Origin of the sequence: Acidovorax delafieldii (genome assembly GCF_007993815.1) — a bacterium.
GTDB lineage: Bacteria > Pseudomonadota > Gammaproteobacteria > Burkholderiales > Burkholderiaceae_C > Acidovorax > Acidovorax delafieldii.
Map to the genome: position 1 here is coordinate 47641 of NZ_VJWE01000013.1, position 17000 is coordinate 64640.

Annotated in this window: 14 protein-coding genes; 7 read left to right on the top strand and 7 right to left on the bottom strand. The window is 66.4% G+C overall.

What is annotated here, in order from left to right; genetic code table 11:
* Positions 1-83: 83 nt before the first annotated feature.
* The gene (locus ATF69_RS12275; protein ID WP_146871148.1) at positions 84-2651 is read right to left on the bottom strand and encodes a DNA internalization-related competence protein ComEC/Rec2; all 2568 of its coding nucleotides are present in this window, start codon (positions 2649-2651) and stop codon (positions 84-86) included.
* Positions 2652-2787: 136 nt separating this feature from the next.
* Between ATF69_RS12275 and ATF69_RS12280 the strand changes: the two genes are divergently transcribed.
* A complete protein-coding gene (locus ATF69_RS12280; protein WP_008906002.1) occupies positions 2788-3246 on the top strand; it encodes a RidA family protein in 459 nt (152 codons plus the stop codon).
* Positions 3247-3364: 118 nt separating this feature from the next.
* On the opposite strand, the gene ATF69_RS12285 is transcribed toward ATF69_RS12280, so the two are convergent.
* From ATF69_RS12285 to ATF69_RS12300, 4 genes are all read right to left on the bottom strand, one after another.
* Positions 3365-5155, bottom strand: coding sequence for a methyl-accepting chemotaxis protein (locus ATF69_RS12285; RefSeq protein ID WP_146871149.1), 1791 nt, complete (start codon positions 5153-5155; stop codon positions 3365-3367).
* 293 nt (positions 5156-5448) lie between these two features.
* Positions 5449-7806 carry a DNA topoisomerase IV subunit A gene (parC, locus tag ATF69_RS12290; protein ID WP_146871150.1) on the bottom strand — a complete coding sequence of 786 codons (2358 nt, stop codon included), beginning with the start codon at positions 7804-7806 and terminating at the stop codon, positions 5449-5451.
* Positions 7803-8651, bottom strand: coding sequence for a lytic transglycosylase domain-containing protein (locus ATF69_RS12295; RefSeq protein WP_146871151.1), 849 nt, complete (start codon positions 8649-8651; stop codon positions 7803-7805). Before ATF69_RS12295 ends, parC begins: the two co-directional genes overlap by 4 nt.
* Before the next feature lie 25 nt (positions 8652-8676).
* Entirely contained in the window at positions 8677-10659 is a 1983-nt protein-coding gene (locus ATF69_RS12300) for a DNA topoisomerase IV subunit B (RefSeq protein WP_056061737.1), read from the bottom strand.
* Between the two features lie 158 nt (positions 10660-10817).
* Here ATF69_RS12300 and ATF69_RS12305 point away from each other — a divergent pair, with 158 nt between their 5' ends.
* The 6 genes from ATF69_RS12305 (at position 10818) to ATF69_RS12325 (ending at position 15813) form a co-directional block, all read left to right on the top strand.
* Positions 10818-12035, top strand: a complete 1218-nt coding sequence (locus ATF69_RS12305; RefSeq protein ID WP_146871152.1) for an MFS transporter — start codon at positions 10818-10820, stop codon at positions 12033-12035.
* Between the two features lie 17 nt (positions 12036-12052).
* On the top strand, positions 12053-12208 hold the full coding sequence (locus ATF69_RS23150; RefSeq protein ID WP_167514354.1) for a hypothetical protein: 156 nt from the start codon (positions 12053-12055) through the stop codon (positions 12206-12208).
* 89 nt (positions 12209-12297) lie between these two features.
* Positions 12298-12852: a class I SAM-dependent methyltransferase gene (locus tag ATF69_RS12310; protein ID WP_099729774.1), complete on the top strand. Its 555-nt coding sequence runs from the start codon at positions 12298-12300 to the stop codon at positions 12850-12852.
* A gap of 30 nt (positions 12853-12882) precedes the next feature.
* Complete coding sequence (gene dapA, locus ATF69_RS12315) at positions 12883-13779, top strand: 4-hydroxy-tetrahydrodipicolinate synthase (RefSeq protein WP_056061726.1); 897 nt, start codon at positions 12883-12885, stop codon at positions 13777-13779.
* 47 nt (positions 13780-13826) lie between these two features.
* Entirely contained in the window at positions 13827-14924 is a 1098-nt protein-coding gene (gene bamC / locus ATF69_RS12320) for an outer membrane protein assembly factor BamC (RefSeq protein ID WP_099729773.1), read from the top strand.
* A 106-nt stretch (positions 14925-15030) separates the two neighbouring features.
* Complete coding sequence (locus ATF69_RS12325; RefSeq protein WP_146871153.1) at positions 15031-15813, top strand: MBL fold metallo-hydrolase; 783 nt, start codon at positions 15031-15033, stop codon at positions 15811-15813.
* Between the two features lie 123 nt (positions 15814-15936).
* Here the strand turns inward: ATF69_RS12325 and ATF69_RS12330 are convergent, their stop codons facing one another.
* Together ATF69_RS12330 and ATF69_RS12335 are read right to left on the bottom strand one after the other, a co-directional pair.
* Positions 15937-16212: a hypothetical protein gene (locus tag ATF69_RS12330; protein ID WP_082522412.1), complete on the bottom strand. Its 276-nt coding sequence runs from the start codon at positions 16210-16212 to the stop codon at positions 15937-15939.
* A 251-nt stretch (positions 16213-16463) separates the two neighbouring features.
* Entirely contained in the window at positions 16464-16985 is a 522-nt protein-coding gene (locus tag ATF69_RS12335; RefSeq protein ID WP_146871154.1) for a hypothetical protein, read from the bottom strand.
* Positions 16986-17000: the final 15 nt, after the last annotated feature.

The following is a 17000-nucleotide window of genomic DNA, read 5'->3' on the forward strand; positions in this document are numbered from 1 at the left end:
ACGGGCCTCCTGCGATCAGGATAGCAAGTTGTGAGCCCACCCCCGCCCAACACCCCTGGCGGCGCTGCGCCATCGGCCCCGAATCAGTCGTCCCGTGGCACCATGCGGTGCTGCCAATAGCGCTCGCCGGTGTCGCGTTCGCAGGCCACCTGACCAGGCTGCGACGAGGACCAGCGGGCGGCCCCGCAGCGCGACGATTCCACCACCGCAATCTGGCGCGCACGGTAGCGCTGCAGCACATCCGGCGCCGGATGACCAAAGCGGTTGCGATAACCAGCCTGCACCAAAGCGGTGCGCGGCTGGACAGCCTCCAGAAAAGCCGCGGACGACGAGGTCTTGCTGCCGTGGTGCGGCACCAGCAGCAGGTCGGCCCGAAAGGGCGCGCTGCGCGCCAGCAAGGCTTGCTCCTGCGGTGCCTCGATGTCGCCCACCAGCAGGGCCGTCCCGCCCTCGGGCCCGGCGGCCGTGATGCGCAGCACGCAGCTGAGTGCATTGGGACGCGGGGCCTTGGCCGCCACAGGGGCGTCGTCACCGGGCAGCGGATGCAGCACCTCGAAAGCCACGCCATCCCACTCCCAGCGCTGACCTGCCAGGCAGGGCCTGCTGGGGCGCAAGCGCTGCAGGGCGTGCTCGGCTTCGATGGAGCCGGTCAGTTCAGCGCGTGGCTGCTGGGCCAGCACGGCCGCTGCACCGCCTGTGTGGTCGGCATCGCGGTGGCTGAGCATGAGCACATCCACCTGCTCCCCCAGCGCCCGCAGCAGCGGCACCAGCACGCGGTGGCCCGCATCGCTCTCGCGGCTGAAGCGCGGCCCCGCGTCATACAGCAGGGTGTGCGTGGCCGTGCGCACCAGCACGGCATTGCCCTGGCCGATGTCGGCGGCCAGCAGTTCCAACTGCCCTGCGGCCGGCCGCGCAGGCTGCCACCACAACACCGGCAGCAGCAGGGGCAACGCCAGCAAACGCAGGCGCCAGGGCAGGCGCATGGCCAAGAGCGCGCCCCCAGCCACCGCCGCCACGCCCGCCCACAGCGGCGCGGCAGGCAAAAACACAGCGGCCCAGGGCCACTGCGCCAGCCACTGCAGCAACGCGGTGAACGGCTGCAGGCTGAGTGCCGCCGCACTCCACAGCGGCGCCCACAACACGCCCCCCAGCGCCAGCGGCGTGACCACCAGCGTCACCCAGGGGATGGCCACCAGGTTGGCGACAAAACCCACCAGCGACACCTGGCCAAACAGCAGCAAGCCCAGGGGCGTGAGCGCCAGCGTGACCACCCACTGCTCGCGCACCAAAGCATAAAAATGGCCTGTAGCGCTAGTGCTACCTGCCCCTGTAGCTATTGGATTAGTAGCAAATAGCACCCCCACAGCCACAAAGCTCAGCCAGAAACCTGCCTGTGCCAGCGCCCAGGGGTCCAGCACCACCACGGCCCCACAGGCCAGCAGCCACACCTGGGGCCAGGGCCAGCGGCGCCCGCTCAGCTGCAGCAGCCCCACGATGGCCAGCATGGTCACGGTGCGCTGCGCGGGCACGCCCCAGCCGCTGAACAGGGCGTAGGCAGCGGCCAGCAGCACACCCGACACCAGTGCAGCGGATTGCGCAGGCACCGCCAGGCTCAACCGGGGCGAGCGCCGCCACAACGCCCGCACCACCAGCGCCGCCAGCCAGGCGAACAGCGTGATGTGGAGACCCGAAATGCTCATGAGGTGGGCCACCCCGGTGGCACGGAACACATCCCAGTCTGCACGGTCAATGGCACGCTGGTCGCCGGTGACCAGCGCCGCCACCACGCCCGCCGTGCGCGTGCGGGTGGGGTCGGCGATGTCATTGCCCGAGCCATCCTGCCCGAATACCAGGCGCTCCAGGATGGCGTCCCGCACACGCTGGCGCAACTGCTCCACCGGGTACTGCCAGGTGGCGGCCACACGCACCGGCGGCTCGTCCTTGGGGCCAGCGCGCACGTAACCCGTGGCCTGCAGTCCCTGCTCCCACATCCACAGTTCGTAGTCAAAGCCATGCGGGTTGCGCAGGCCATGGGGCGCCTTCAGGCGCACGGTGATCTGCCACCGCTCGCCCGCACGCACCGGGGCGGGCTGGCGCTGCAGGTCCAGCACCTCGCCCGCACCGCCGAAAGCGCCGCCATACCAGGCCACATCCACCAGGGGCGGCAAGGACACCGGCGCGCCTTGCAGCGTCGCTCCCTCCACCACCATGCGCCAGCGGGTGCCCGCCTCGTTGATCTGCGACATGGCGGCCACCACGCCGGTGATGCGCAGGTCCTTGCCCTCCAACGCTGCCGGCAATGCCTGCGCCTGGTAGGCCAGGGCCCGCAGGCCGGTGCCTCCCGCCATGGCCAGCGCCCCCGCCAGCAACATCAGCCAGGGCGCCATGGCGATGGCACTGCGAGCCCAGCGAAGCCCTGGGCGCCGCCGCGCGGCGGCCACCGCACCACCGCCCAGCAGCAGACCAGCCCCCAACAGCCACCCATAGGCCGCAGCGGACCACAGCGTGGGCTGCTGCAGCTGCAGCGCAGCCCCGGCCACCACGCCCAGCAACACAGCGGGCAGCAGCCACGGACGCGGGGGCAATGGCCCCTCCACGCCCCGGCCTGTGGCGGACAGCGGCGTGGCATTAGAGGCGCTTATGGCGGACATGCGCTGATGCTAATGCGCCGCCAGGGCCTGCCACGTCGGCGCGAGGGTGGGGTGCTGTGTAACACTTACCGCGCTCGGCGGCCTGCGCACCAGACCGCTCTCGTCTATCCACCCACACTTCCTAACGAGGACCACCATGAGCGTTTACGACAAGCTGAAAGAACTCAACATCACCCTGCCCCCCGTGTCGGTGCCCGCCGCCGCGTACGTGCCCTATGTGCAGACGGGCAACCTGGTGTTCCTGAGCGGCCACATCGCTCGCAAGGACGGCAAGCCCTGGGCTGCACAGTTCGGCCGCGACATCGGCACCGAAGAAGGCAAGCAGGCTGCGCGTGCTGTGGCCATCGACCTGATGGGCACGCTGCAAGCCGCCTGCGGCGGCGACCTGAACCGTGTCAAACGCATCGTCAAGGTCATGAGCCTGGTGAACTCCACAGGCGACTTCACCGAGCAGCACCTGGTGACCAATGGCGCCAGCGAACTGCTGGGCCAGGTGTTTGGCGAGAAGGGCGTGCACGCCCGCAGCGCCTTCGGCGTGGCTCAGATCCCCATGGGCGCGTGCGTGGAGATTGAACTGATCGCCGAACTGGCCTGACAGACCGCGCGCCCCAACAAAAAACCCATGGCATCACTGCCATGGGTTTTTTGTTGCCTGTGCAGTGCAGGGTCCGCCGCCTGGGCCTGCGGCAGCCGGGGGCACCCACCTCAGCGTGTCAGAAAGATTCCCAGTCCTCTTCCGCCCCGGCCGTGGCACCGTGCTTGGCTCCTTGCTTCACGCCTGGCGATGATGAAGGCGATTTCGCCAGTGCCGCCGGGGCACTCGCAGCGCTGATGCGGGCTGCAGGGGTACCGCCCGCAGTGGCGGGCGCTGCGGGCTTGTTGCGGGTGGCGGGCATGGTGGTTGTCGCCCTGGCCGCGCCGCGCGCGACCCCAATGGCGGCCTGTGCAGGCCCGTAGCTGGCGGCGTTGACCTTGAACATGGACACCTCGCGCGCCAGGTGATCGGCCTGCTCGCGCAGGCTTTGTGCTGCCGCAGCGCTTTCTTCCACCAGGGCGGCGTTCTGCTGGGTCATCTGGTCGAGGTTGCTGATCGCCTTGTTGACCTGCGACACCCCCGCGCTCTGCTCGGACGATGCGGCGGTGATCTCGCCGATCATGTCGGTCACGCGCTGCACCGACTGCACGATGTCGGTCATGGTCGTGCCCGCATCGGACACCAGGCGCGAGCCGGTCTCCACCTTCTCCACCGACGCGCTGATGAGCTGCTTGATCTCCTTGGCCGCCTCGGCACTGCGCTGGGCCAGGCTGCGCACCTCACTCGCCACCACGGCAAAGCCCCGGCCTTGCTCGCCGGCACGCGCGGCCTCCACCGCCGCATTGAGCGCCAGGATGTTGGTCTGGAACGCAATGCCGTCGATCACGCCAATGATGTCTGCGATCTTCTTGCTGCTGTGGTTGATGTCCTCCATGGTGGCCACCACCTGGGTCACCACCTCGCCGCCCCGGCGCGCCACGCCGGTGGCACCCGCTGCCAGGCTGCTGGCCTGCTGGGCGCTGCCCGCGCTTTGCTGGATGGTGCTGGTGAACTCCTCCATCGCGGCGGCCGTCTCCTGCAGGTTGCTGGAGGTCTGTTCTGTGCGGGCCGACAGGTCCTGGTTGCCGGTCGCGATCTCTGCGCTGGCGATGGCAATGCTGTCCGTGCTTTGGCGCACCTGGTGCACCATGCGCCCCAGCGCATTGCTCATGGCATAGAGCGAGCGCAACAGATCGCCAAACTCGTCGCTGCGCGTGACAGCCTCCTGCAGGCTCAGGTCGCCACCCGCAATGCGTTCGGCCAGTCCATTGGCCTGGGCCAAGGGCCGCTGGATGCTGCCAATCAGGTAATACGCCCCCACGATGATGGCCAGCAGCAGCAGGCCCACGGCCACCGCGGCGATCTTGACGGTGAGCATGCGTTCGGCCGCCATCGCCACCTGCGTCTCTGCGGCGTTCTTCTGCAGTTGGGCCACAAACTCGCGCAGAGCAGCGAGGTAGGCCGCCACGGAGGGGTTGTACTTCTGGTTGATCAGCGTCACGGCCTGATCTTGCTGACCGTCACTCTTGAGCTTGCGGGCCTCGCCACGCAGATCGATCATGGTCTTGCGGGCGGCCGCAATCTTGTTCATCTGTGCCTTGTCGGCGTCGGACAAGGCCATGGATTCGAGCGACTTCTGCACCTCGCTGATCTGGGCCGACGTGGCAGCAATGACGTCCTTGAACTCGGCTTCCACCGCTGGGTCGTTGCTCACGATCAGCGCCTGGGTGCGCGCTGCATTGGTTTCGGTCAACCCCGACCAGCGCAGGGCAGCCTGCACCCGCGCCTCCATGTCCTTGCTCACGGCATCGGCCTGGGCTTGCACTTTTGCCGAGCGGTAGGCCGCAAACCCCACCACGGCGACCAGCATGACCACGATCAGAATCACAGCCAGCCACAGCTTGTGGGCCATCCTCAATTGTTTAGGCATGGAGGTCTCCTGGAGTGTGTTTGTCACGAGATGTTGCTCGCTTTCCGACAATTGCACAAACCAGGAGCGGCCGCATGAGGGTCATCCCCAAGCACGATCGGAGGCGCCGCCAAAGCCGCCGGGTGCGGCAAACCCGTTTTGCGCACCCCGCTCCACTGGCAGCGGCGACGATTGAAGCGGCGAAAAAACGCAGCGATACGGCCCCGGCCGAGCGCTGCGCCGCAGGCAATGCTGCAGTACGGGTGTGGCTGCAGGACGCGGCAACAACGCCGGAGGCGTCGTGTGAGCTGTCCTTACTCGACGCGCGTCACTGTCGTGGGCTTGAAGCCCAGGTCTGCTGCCTTGCCCTTGCGGCCGCGCGCGGCACGGGCGTTGTTCAGGCTGCGGATCTCCAGCGTCTCGTCACGCTGCTTGCCGCCCCGGCCCACACCATCGAGGCGAATGCTGCGCGTGTAGGCCGCCGCGCCTGCCAGCTGGTCCTTGTCTTCCAGGTCGATCAGCATCAGCCCCCGGCCGCCATTGGCCATGGTTTTCAGCTCGGTGATCTCGAAGGTCAGGATGCGCCCGCCCGTGGACGCGCAGGCCACGTGCGTGGCCGGCAGCACCGGTTTGCTGCCCGTGGTGCCCGCAGCGTGTGATGGCACACACACGGTTTCGCCCTCGCCCAGGGTGAGGAAGGCCTTGCCGCCCTTTTGGCGCGAGACCATGTTTTCCACCGCTGCCAGAAAGCCGTAGCCGCCCGAGTTGGACAACAGCAGCGTGGCGTTGGCTGGCCCCGCAAAGTAGTGCAGCAGTTGCGTGCCCGATTCCAGTTCGATGAGCGTGGTCACCGGCTGGCCGTCGCCACGCGCACCGGGCAGCAGCGACACGGCCACCGAGTAAACGCGGCCATTGCTGCCAAAGGCCAGCAGGGTGTCGACCGTGCGGCACTCGAACGTGCCGTACAGCCCATCACCTGCCTTGAAGGCAAAGCTGGCGGCCTCGTGGCCATGGCCGGTGCGTGCGCGCACCCAGCCTTTTTGCGAGACGACCACGGTCACAGGCTCGTCCACCACCTTCACCTCGGCCACGGCCTTTTTCTCGGCCTGGATGAGGGTGCGGCGTGCGTCGGCAAAGGTCTTCGCGTCCGCCTCGATCTCCTTGACCATGGTGCGGCGCAGCGAGCCGGGGTTGTTCAGGATGTCTTCGAGCTTGCCCTGGCTTTCGCGCAGTTCTTTCAGTTCCTGCTCGATCTTGATGGCTTCGAGCCGCGCAAGCTGGCGCAGGCGAATTTCAAGGATGTCTTCGGCCTGTCGATCGCTGAGGTTGAAGCGCTCAATCAGCGCGGCCTTGGGCTCCTCGGCCGCACGGATGATCGCGATCACCTCGTCGATGTTGAGCAGCACGGTCTGCCGCCCTTCGAGGATGTGGATGCGGTCCAGCACCTTGTCCAGCCGGTGCTGGCTTCGGCGGGTGATGGTGGTCTGGCGGAAGGCAATCCACTCTTCCAGCATCACACGCAGCGACTTCTGCACGGGCTTGCCATCGAGCCCCACCATGGTGAGGTTGATGGGGGCCGAGGTTTCCAGGCTGGTGTGGGCCAACAGGGCGGTGATCAGCTCCTGCTGCGGGGTCTTGCCCGTCTTGGGCTCGAACACCAGGCGCACGGGCGCGTCTTTGCTCGATTCGTCGCGCACCACATCCAGCACAGCCAGCATGCTGGCCTTGAGCTGGGTCTGGTCTTGCGAGAGCGCCTTTTTGCCGGCCTTGACCTTGGGGTTGGTGATTTCCTCGATCTCTTCGAGCACCTTTTGCGTGCTCACGCCGGGCGGCAACTCGTTCACCACCAGCTGCCACTGGCCACGCGCCATGTCTTCGATCTTCCAGCGCGCGCGCACCTTGAGGCTGCCACGGCCGGTGCGGTAGGCATCGGCAATGTCGCCCGCGCTGCTGATGATCTGGCCGCCGCCGGGGTAGTCCGGGCCGGGCACCAGCGCGAGCAGGTCTTCCTGGCTCAGCGAGGGCGTCTTGATGAGCGCAATGCAGGCGTCTGCAATCTCGCGCAGGTTATGGCTGGGGATTTCGGTGGCCAGGCCCACGGCAATGCCGCTGGCGCCATTGAGCAACGCGAACGGCAAGCGCGCGGGCAACTGGCGCGGCTCCTCCGTGCTGCCGTCGTAGTTGGGCATGAAATCGACCGTGCCTTCGTCGATCTCATCCAGCAGCAGGCTGGTGATGCGCGACAGGCGGGCCTCGGTGTAGCGCATGGCCGCAGCGCCGTCGCCGTCGCGGCTGCCGAAGTTGCCCTGGCCGTCGATCAGCGGGTAGCGCTGGGCAAAGTCCTGCGCCATGCGCACGAGCGCGTCATAGGCCGACTGATCGCCATGCGGGTGGAAGCGGCCCAGCACATCGCCCACCACGCGGGCGCTCTTGACCGGTTTGGCGGCCGTGTTGCGCGTGGGGCCGCTGTAGCCCAGGCCCATGCGGTCCATCGAATACAGAATGCGCCGCTGCACGGGCTTGAGGCCGTCGCACACGTCGGGCAGCGCGCGGCCCTTGACGACCGACAGTGCGTACTCCAGGTAGGCACGCTGGGCATAGCCCGCCAGGCCCAGGGAGTCGCCCCCGTCATCGCCTGCGGTGGTGAAATCGAGAGTGGGTTGGTCGCTCATTCGTTGGGTACAGTTTCTGGATTCACGTTCTGGGGAGCGGGGGGTGTCTGCGCCACGCGGGTGGGCGGCAGGTTGCCCCGGTTCTGCGCGCCGCCCGACAGCTCCATGCGCACGCGACCGGGCAGCGCACGCTGGGCCAGCACCGGCGCCGGGGGCTTGAGCTGGGCATACAGGCCCAGCACGGTGCGCACATAGTTCTGGGTTTCCCTGAAGGCCGGTATCTGGTTGCCCGCCTTTTGCACCGCGCCTTCGCCGGCGTTATAGGCGGCCACGGCCAGGTCCATGCGGCCAGGGAACAGGTCCAGCAGGTAGCGCAGGTAACGGGTGCCGGTGGGCACGTTCACGGCGGGGTCGGCGAGCTTTTGCTCGACCGAGCGCTTCTTGTCCGCATTCACACCAAAACGGCTGGCCGTGGCGGGCATGACCTGCATCAGGCCCACGGCGCCTTTGGGCGACACGGCGGCGGCGTCAAAGCCGGATTCGGTGGCGATCACGGCCTGCAGCAGCTCGTAGTCCACACCATGTTGGCTGGACGCAGCGCGCAGGTGGTGCTTGACGCGCTTGTAGTCCGGCGCAATGTCAAAAAACGCCAGCAGACGCGCACCCGCTACGGGAAGCGCATAGGGCATGGGCGATGCATTGGCCGGTGCATCGCGGGTGGAGTCGAAGTCGTTGCCCCGAAAAAACAGCTGGTAGCGCGCATCGACCTGCTCGGACGCAAAGTGCGTCACGCCGCGCTCATCCACATGCGCCCACAGGTCTGCATGGGCCGTTTGCTGCAAAAAACAGAGCAAACAACCCAATAAGCACCAGCGCACGACGCCATTCTTGTTTGGATTTCTCATGGCAGACCTGTCGGACAGCCCTCGGTCAGATATCGATCTCGACCGCATCGCCATGCAGTTCCATCAGCTCGCGGCGCGCAGCGGCTTCGCCCTTGCCCATGAGCTTGGTGATGAGGCCTTCGGTGGCGGCAAAGTCCACGTCTCCCAGCTGTACGGGCAGCAAGCGGCGGGTGTCGGGGTTGAGCGTGGTTTCCCACAGCTGCTCGGCGTTCATCTCGCCCAGGCCCTTGAAGCGGCTGATCTGGCACTTCTCGCGTGCCACACCATCCTTGGCGCATTTGTCGAGGATGGCCGTCAGCTCCCCATCGTCCAGCGCATACATCTTGGCCGCAGGCTTCTTGCCGCGCGCAGGCACATCCACGCGAAACAGCGGTGGGCGCGCCACATAGATGTGGCCGGTCTCGATGAGCTTGGGGAAGTGGCGGAAGAACAGCGTGAGCAGCAGCACCTGGATGTGCGATCCGTCCACGTCGGCATCTGACAGGATGCAGATCTTGCCGTAGCGCAGACCGCTCAGGTCCGGCGTATCGTTGGGGCCATGCGGGTCCACGCCAATCGCTACCGAGATGTCGTGGATTTCGTTGTTGGCAAACAGGCGGTCGCGCTCCACCTCCCAGGTGTTGAGCACCTTGCCGCGCAGCGGCAGGATGGCCTGGCTTTCCTTGTCGCGGCCCATCTTGGCGCTGCCACCGGCCGAATCGCCCTCCACCAGGAAGACCTCGTTGTGGGCGATGTCGCGGCTTTCACAGTCGGTGAGCTTGCCCGGCAGCACAGCCACGCCCGAGCCCTTGCGCTTTTCAACCTTCTGCCCGGCCTTCTGGCGCGTCTGCGCGGCCTTGATGGCCAGCTCGGCCAGCTTCTTGCCGTAATCAACGTGCTGGTTCAGCCACAGCTCCAGCGCCGGGCGTACGAAGCCGCTGACCAGGCGCACCGCGTCGCGCGAGTTCAGGCGCTCCTTGATCTGGCCCTGGAACTGCGGGTCGAGCACCTTGGCCGAGAGCACATAGCTGGCGCGCGCAAACACGTCCTCGGGCAGCAGCTTCACGCCCTTGGGCAACAGGCTGTGCAGCTCGATAAAGCTCTTGACCGCGTTGAACAGGCCGTCGCGCAGGCCACTTTCGTGGGTGCCGCCCGCGCTGGTGGGGATCAGGTTGACGTAGCTCTCGCGCATGGGCTGGCCGTCTTCGGTAAAGGCCACCGCCCAGGCCGCCCCTTCGCCCTCGGCAAAGCTCTCGTTGCCGCTGTCGGCAAAACCCTCGCCTTCAAACAGCGGGATGACCGGGTCGCCGGTGAGCGTCTGCATCAGGTAGTCCCGCAGGCCGCCCTTGTACTGCCAGGTCTGCGTGTCGCGGGTTTTTTCGTTGACCAGTTGCACCGTCACGCCGGGCATGAGCACGGCCTTGCTGCGCAGCAGATGGGTCAGCTCGCCCATGGGCAGGGCACTGGATTCGAAATACTTGGCGTCGGGCCACACGCGCACCGAGGTGCCCTGCTTGCGCTCGCCCGCCTCCAGCGGGCGGGCGACCAAAGGCTCGATCACGTCGCCAGCGGAGAACACCAGGCGCGCCGCCTTGCCTTCGCGGTAGCTGGTGGCCTCCAGCCGGGTGGCCAGGGCGTTGGTGACCGACACGCCCACGCCGTGCAGGCCGCCCGAGAAGCTGTAGGCACCGCCCTTGCCTTTGTCGAACTTGCCACCCGCATGCAGGCGGGTGAAGACCAGCTCGATCACCGGCGCATTTTCTTCCGGGTGCAGGCCAAACGGGATGCCCCGGCCGTCGTCCTCCACACTGACCGAGCCATCGGCGTGCAGCGTGACGCGGATCTTCTTGCCGTGGCCGGCGAGGGCCTCGTCGGCGGCGTTGTCCAGCACCTCCTGGATGATGTGCAGGGGGTTGTCGGTGCGGGTGTACATGCCCGGGCGCTGCTTGACGGGCTCCAGGCCCTTGAGCACGCGGATTGAGCCTTCGGAGTATTCGCTCGCGGAAACAGAAGAGGGTTTGGCTGCCATGGGGCGGATTGTAGTGCGGCACCGCAGCAATAGCTGGATAAATAACCAGCCCTTCAAACCGCTGCGCCAAGCGCTGCATTTTCTGCCGCCCCCACCGCCAACTGTATTGGTCGCGGGTGTATCAGCGCGTTTCGCCCAATCTGGCTACATTCCTGCGCATGCATATGAATCCTCCCAAACTATCCATGTTCCAGGTGCTGGCGTGCGGCGCGGCCATCGTGACCCTGTCCATGGGCACCCGCCACGGGTTCGGGCTGTGGCTTCTGCCCATCACCCAGGAAATGGGCTGGACGCGCCAGTCGTTCGCCCTGGCCATCGCCATCCAGAACCTGTCCTGGGGCGTGATCGGGATTTTTGCGGGCATGGCGGCCGACCGGTTTGGGGCCTTCCGCGTGCTGCTCGGCGGTGCAGCCCTGTATGCCCTGGGCCTGGCGGGCATGGCGCTGTCGCCCACGCCCACGCTGTTTGCGCTGACGGCCGGTGTGCTGATTGGCGCGGCGCAGGCGGGCACCACCTATGCGGTGATCTATGGTGTGCTGGGGCGGCAGATTGCGCCCGAAAAACGCTCATGGGCCATGGGCGTGGCAGCGGCGGCGGGTTCGTTCGGGCAGTTCCTGATGGTGCCGGTCGAAGGCTGGCTGATTGCAGGCCTGGGCTGGCAGCAGGCCTTGCTGGTGCTGTCGATGGCGGTGCTGCTGATCGTGCCGCTGGCCTTTGGCCTGCGGGAGCCGGGCTTCAAGGGTGCGGCCCCGGTCATGCGCGAGCAGACCATTGCGCAGGCGCTGGGCGAGGCCTTCCGCTACCCCAGCTTCAACCTGCTGATGGCCGGTTACTTTGTGTGCGGCTTTCAGGTAGTGTTCATTGGCGTGCACATGCCCAGCTACCTCAAGGACCATGGCCTGTCGCCCCAGGTGGCCAGCTATGCGCTGGCGCTGATCGGACTGTTCAATGTGTTTGGCACCTACATCGCGGGCACCCTGGGCCAGCGCATGCCCAAGCGCCACATCCTCGCTTTCATCTACTTTGCCCGCGCGGTGGCGATCAGCATCTTTTTGCTGGTACCGCTGTCGCCGCTGTCGGTGTACGTGTTCTCGGCGGTGATGGGCGCGCTGTGGCTGTCCACTGTGCCGCCCACCAACGCCACCATTGCACAAATCTTCGGGGTGCAGCACCTGTCCATGCTGGGCGGCTTTGTGTTCTTCAGCCACCAGATCGGCAGCTTCCTGGGCGTCTGGTTGGGCGGCTATCTGTATGACGCCACTGGCAGCTACGATATCGTCTGGTACATCGCGATCGGCCTGGGCATTTTTGCCGGGCTGGTGAACCTGCCAGTCAAGGAAAGCCCGATCGCGCGCCACACCCCACAACCCGCCTGACCTGTTTGACCCCCTGCATGAGCGACACCACCCCGCCCCGCAAACCCGCGCCGCGCGCCCTGCGCTGGCTGGGCGGTGCCGTGGCCGTGATGCTGTGCCTGGTGGTGTTTGGCTTGTACACCGTGCCCGAATTCATGGTGCTGCTGGCAGACCAGATGTGGGCGTGTTTTTGACACCCTTGGCGGGATTTTCAAGCGTTTTTGGCCGCAAGCGCTAGTGGATCATGCGCAGGCAGCTATCATTTTTATAGTTCATGCACGGTATGCACGGTACAGAAGCCCCTTCGGAATGGGTGTGGCGCTGGAGCCACCTGATCGCCCCCCACAGCACCGTGCTGGACGTAGCCTGCGGCGCAGGGCGCCACCTGCGCCATCTGCGGAAACTGGGGCACACCGTGGTCGGCGTGGACCGGTCCGCCGAGGCGCTGGCCGCCTGCGAAGGGCTGGGCGAGCTGGTGCAGGCTGACATCGAAAACGGCCCCTGGCCTTTTGCAGGCCGCCAGTTTGGCGGCGTGGTTGTCACCAACTACCTGTGGCGCCCCTTGCTGCCCACCATCGTGGCCAGCGTGGCGCCGGGCGGGGTGCTGTTCTACGAAACGTTCGCCCAGGGCAACGAAACCGTGGGGCGCCCGGCGCGGGCGGAGTTCCTGCTCGCGCACGGCGAACTGCTGCAGGCATGCCAGGACCTGCGCGTGGTGGCTTATGAGGACGGCTTCATCGACGAACCCGCGCGTTTCGTGCAACGCATCACGGCCGTACGGGAACTCCCGCAGGCGGGTGGACCCTCACGACATCTTTTGTCTACCGGGGCTAGTTAGAATGCCCTTTTACCGTTTACCACTGCGGACATGACTTCTTCTTCCGTGCCACTCACCGGCAGCATCGTCGCCCTCGTCACTCCCATGCACGAGGACGGTAGCGTGGACTACCCCACCTTGCGCAAACTGATCGACTGGCACATCGCCGAAGGCACTGATTGCATCGGCGTGGTGGGCACCACGGGCGAGTCCCCCACGGTGAACGTCGAAGAACACTGCGAAATCATCCGCGTGGCCGTGGAACAGTCTGCCAAGCGCGTGCCCATCATGGCCGGCTGCGGCGCCAACTCCACCGCCGAGGCCATTGAGCTGGCCAAGTTCGCGCGCGGCGTGGGTGCCGACAGCCAGCTGCAGGTCGTGCCCTACTACAACAAGCCCACCCAAGAGGGCCAGTACCAGCATTTCAAGGCGATTGCAGAAGCCACTGGCGACCTGCCCATCGTGCTGTACAACGTGCCCGGCCGCTCGGTGGCCGATATGCAGCACGACACCGTGCTGCGCCTGGCCCAGGTGCCCGGCGTGATCGGCATCAAGGAAGCCACCGGCAACATCGAGCGTGCCCAGTGGCTCATCCGTGACGTGCCCAAGGGCTTTGGCGTGTACTCGGGCGACGACCCGACCGCCGTCGCCCTGATGCTGTGCGGCGGCCACGGCAACATCAGCGTGACGGCCAACGTGGCCCCGCGCCTGATGCACGAGCTGTGCGTGGCGGCACTGGCCGGCAACGTGCAACGCGCCATGCAGATCCAGTTTCAGCTGATGCCGGTGCACAAGCACCTGTTTGTCGAAGCCAACCCCATCCCGGTCAAGTGGGCCATGTCCCGCATGGGCCTGTGTGGTGGCACCATGCGCCTGCCCATGACGCCCCTGGCCAGCAGCAACGAGGCTGTGGTCGAGTCGGCACTGCGCACCAGCGGCCTGATCTAATCCGGGCTTTGCGCCCGCTCTCAGAGACACTTCCCAAGGATTTCCGCGTGAAAGCTGCTACCACCCGCCTGAGCCTGCTGGCTCTTGTCATGGCCCTGTCCGCCTGCTCCACCAGCATTCTGGAGGGCGACAAGATCGACTACAAGAGCGCCGCCAAGGGCTCGTCACTGGAAGTCCCCCCGGACCTCACCCAGCTGTCACGCGACTCGCGCTACGCCATGCCGGGTGGCTCGGTGTCTGCCGCTGCCATGCAGGCAGGCCAGGCCGCGCAGCCATCGGGCAACGCCAACGCGGCGGCCCTGTCGCTGGGCGACGTGCGGATCGAACGAGACGGCAGCCAGCGCTGGCTGGTGGTCAATCGCCCCGCCGACAAGCTGTGGGAGCCCGTGCGCGACTTCTGGCTGGAAAGCGGCTTCACGCTGGCCCAGTCCGAGGCCAACGTTGGCATCATGGAAACCGACTGGGCAGAGAACCGCGCCAAACTGCCCCAGGATTTCATCCGGTCCACCATCGGCAAGCTGATGGAGTCCCTGTACTCGACCGGCGAACGGGACAAGTTCCGCACCCGGCTGGAACGCAATGCCAATGGCAGTACCGAGATCTACATCACCCACCGCGGGATGGTCGAGGTCTATGGCAACGTCACCAAGGACAGCACCGTCTGGCAGCCCCGCCCGTCCGACCCGGAACTCGAAACCGAATTCCTGCGCCGCCTGATGGTCAAGCTGGGCGTCAGTCAGGAACAATCCAAGGCAGTGGCCGCTGCACCCGCGGCGCGTGCCCAGGCCGCCCGCATGGCCACGGTCAACAACGTGCCGGTGGTCCAGCTGGACGAGGGCTTTGACCGGTCCTGGCGCCGGGTGGGCCTGGCCCTGGACCGCACTGGCTTCACCGTGGAAGACCGCAACCGCAATGAGGGCACGTACTTCGTGCGCTACGTGGCTCCGGACACCGTGAAGAAAGAGCCCGGCTTCTTCAGCAAGCTGTTCAGCTCCACCTCCGCAACACCTCCGCTCAAGTACCGCATCGTGGTGCGCAGCCAGGGTGAGTCGACCACCGTGTCGGTGCTCAATGAGGCTGGTGCCCCCGAGTCCTCGGCCAATGCCGAGCGCATCGTGCGCGTGATTGCTGACGATCTGAAATAAGAGCCGGCCGCAGGCCGCCACCCACACCTCTGGAGCCCCCTCCGCCTTCTGGCGGACGGTGGCTCTGGTTTTTTGGGCCGCCACAAACCCATCCTTTCGCTCCGCCATGCTTCGATTCAAGAACCTGGGCAGCGGCAGCACCGGCAATGCCACGGTCGTCGAAGGCCGCAGTGGCAGCCAGGTTCGCCGCCTCCTGATCGACTGCGGGCTCGGCATCCGGCAGCTGCAAGCCCGTCTGGCGCGAGCGCAGTTGCAGGTGGAAGACCTGGACGCCCTCTTCATCACCCACGAACACTCGGACCACATCGGCTGTGCCCAGACCGTGGCGCTGCGTTTTCGCATTCCCGTGTGGATGAGCGAGGGCACGTACGCGGCCCTCGGTGCGCCAGACTTGGACGGCTTGCTGCGGGTGGCGCACGACATGGAAGCGATTGACATGGGCGCGTTCGAAGCCCGCCCCTTCACCGTGCCCCACGATGCCCGGGAGCCGCTGCAGCTGCGGTGCTCCGACGGCGCCGCACACCTGGGCGTGCTGACCGACCTGGGCCACGCCAGCCCCCATGTGCTGCAGCAGCTGCAGGGATGCCACGCCCTGTTGATCGAGGCCAATCACGACCCCGACATGCTGGCCGCGTCCCGCTACCCACCCTTCCTGAAACGCCGCGTAGGCGGGCTGTACGGCCACCTGGCCAACCCGGCGACGGCGGAGATTCTGCGTGCGGTGCAGCACGACAGCCTGCGGTGCGTAGTGGCAGCGCATCTGAGTGCGCAAAACAACCTCCCCGCACTCGCCCGCCAATCGCTCGCCGCCGCGCTGGGTTGGGCGGACGAGGATATCCAGGTCGCCAGCCCAACCGAGGGCACTGATTGGCTCGACGTCAACCCTTGATGGCTCGGACCGGGTGTCCATAAATGTCTCACCCTGGCGAAGGGCATAAAAAAAGCCCCGGACCTTGCGGTGCGGGGCCGTGGCACAGGCCGACCTTGAGGTCAGCCCAGAGCCTGCAGCGATTTACTTGGCTGCGGAAGCGCCGGTAGCGGCGGTGGCAGCAGCGTCAGCAGCAGCCTTGGCAGCGTCAGCGGCAGGAGCAGAAGCGTCAGCAGCAGGTGCAGCGGCGGCAGGAGCAGCAGCGTCGGAAGCGGCAGGAGCTGCTGGCTCGGCGGCGGGAGCAGGTGCTGCGGCAGGAGCTTCCACAGGAGCGGGTGCTGGAGCGGGTTCTTCCTTCTTGCCACAAGCGGCGAGTGCAGCAGCAGCGATCAGGGCGGCCAGAACGAGAGAGTTCTTCATTTCGATTTTCCTATTTGGACAGACAGAATCTTGAAAAGCCACGGCGTCAGGCTTCCTGAGCCCATGCACGCATTGGCACAATGCACTTGGTTGCACCTTTTTGGGCACAGCCGCAGATTATATTGGTATTTAGTCAATACTGACTAACACTGACGAAAGCTTTACGCCAGCTTGACTTTGCGCAGTATCTCGCCGGGCGAGCCCGCCGCGTGGTGTCCCTCCAACGGGCGCAACCCCGATGGAGCCTGTGGCTACAACCCCAGTGTGGTCGAGGGAAAGCCTGGCGCACTCTTGCTGCGCACCCACTCGTTGAGTGACTCACGCAGCAATACCCGGCGGTCGGGCTCGCTGCCCGTAACCCCCACGCAGCGCTCGGGATCGAGCCGGTGCAGCACCCATTGCGGCGACCACAGCGCGCTCGGCAGGTCCAGCGGGTCGGCGGTCGGGCTGCGGCGGCAGGTGATGATGTGGTCCCAGGTGCCGCGCCAGCGCACAAAGCGGGCATGGCGGCGGATCACGTCGTCGTAGCTGCAGGCCAGCATGGTGAAGCGCCTGCCGCTGCGGGCCCAGTCCTGCAAGCACTCGACCACAGCACGCTCGCCCAAGGGCCAGTCATGAAAGTGGGCATCGCTGATAAAAATTTCCTGCCAGCCATCCCGCGCCGCCGTTGCAATGGCGTCGCGCACCAGTTGCTGAAACGCCTCACGCCCGCTGAATCGCCCACTGGGCAAGTCACGCAAAGGCTCGGCGGAGGGGGTTGCTGTGTCGGTCATCACTGGCTCCTGGTC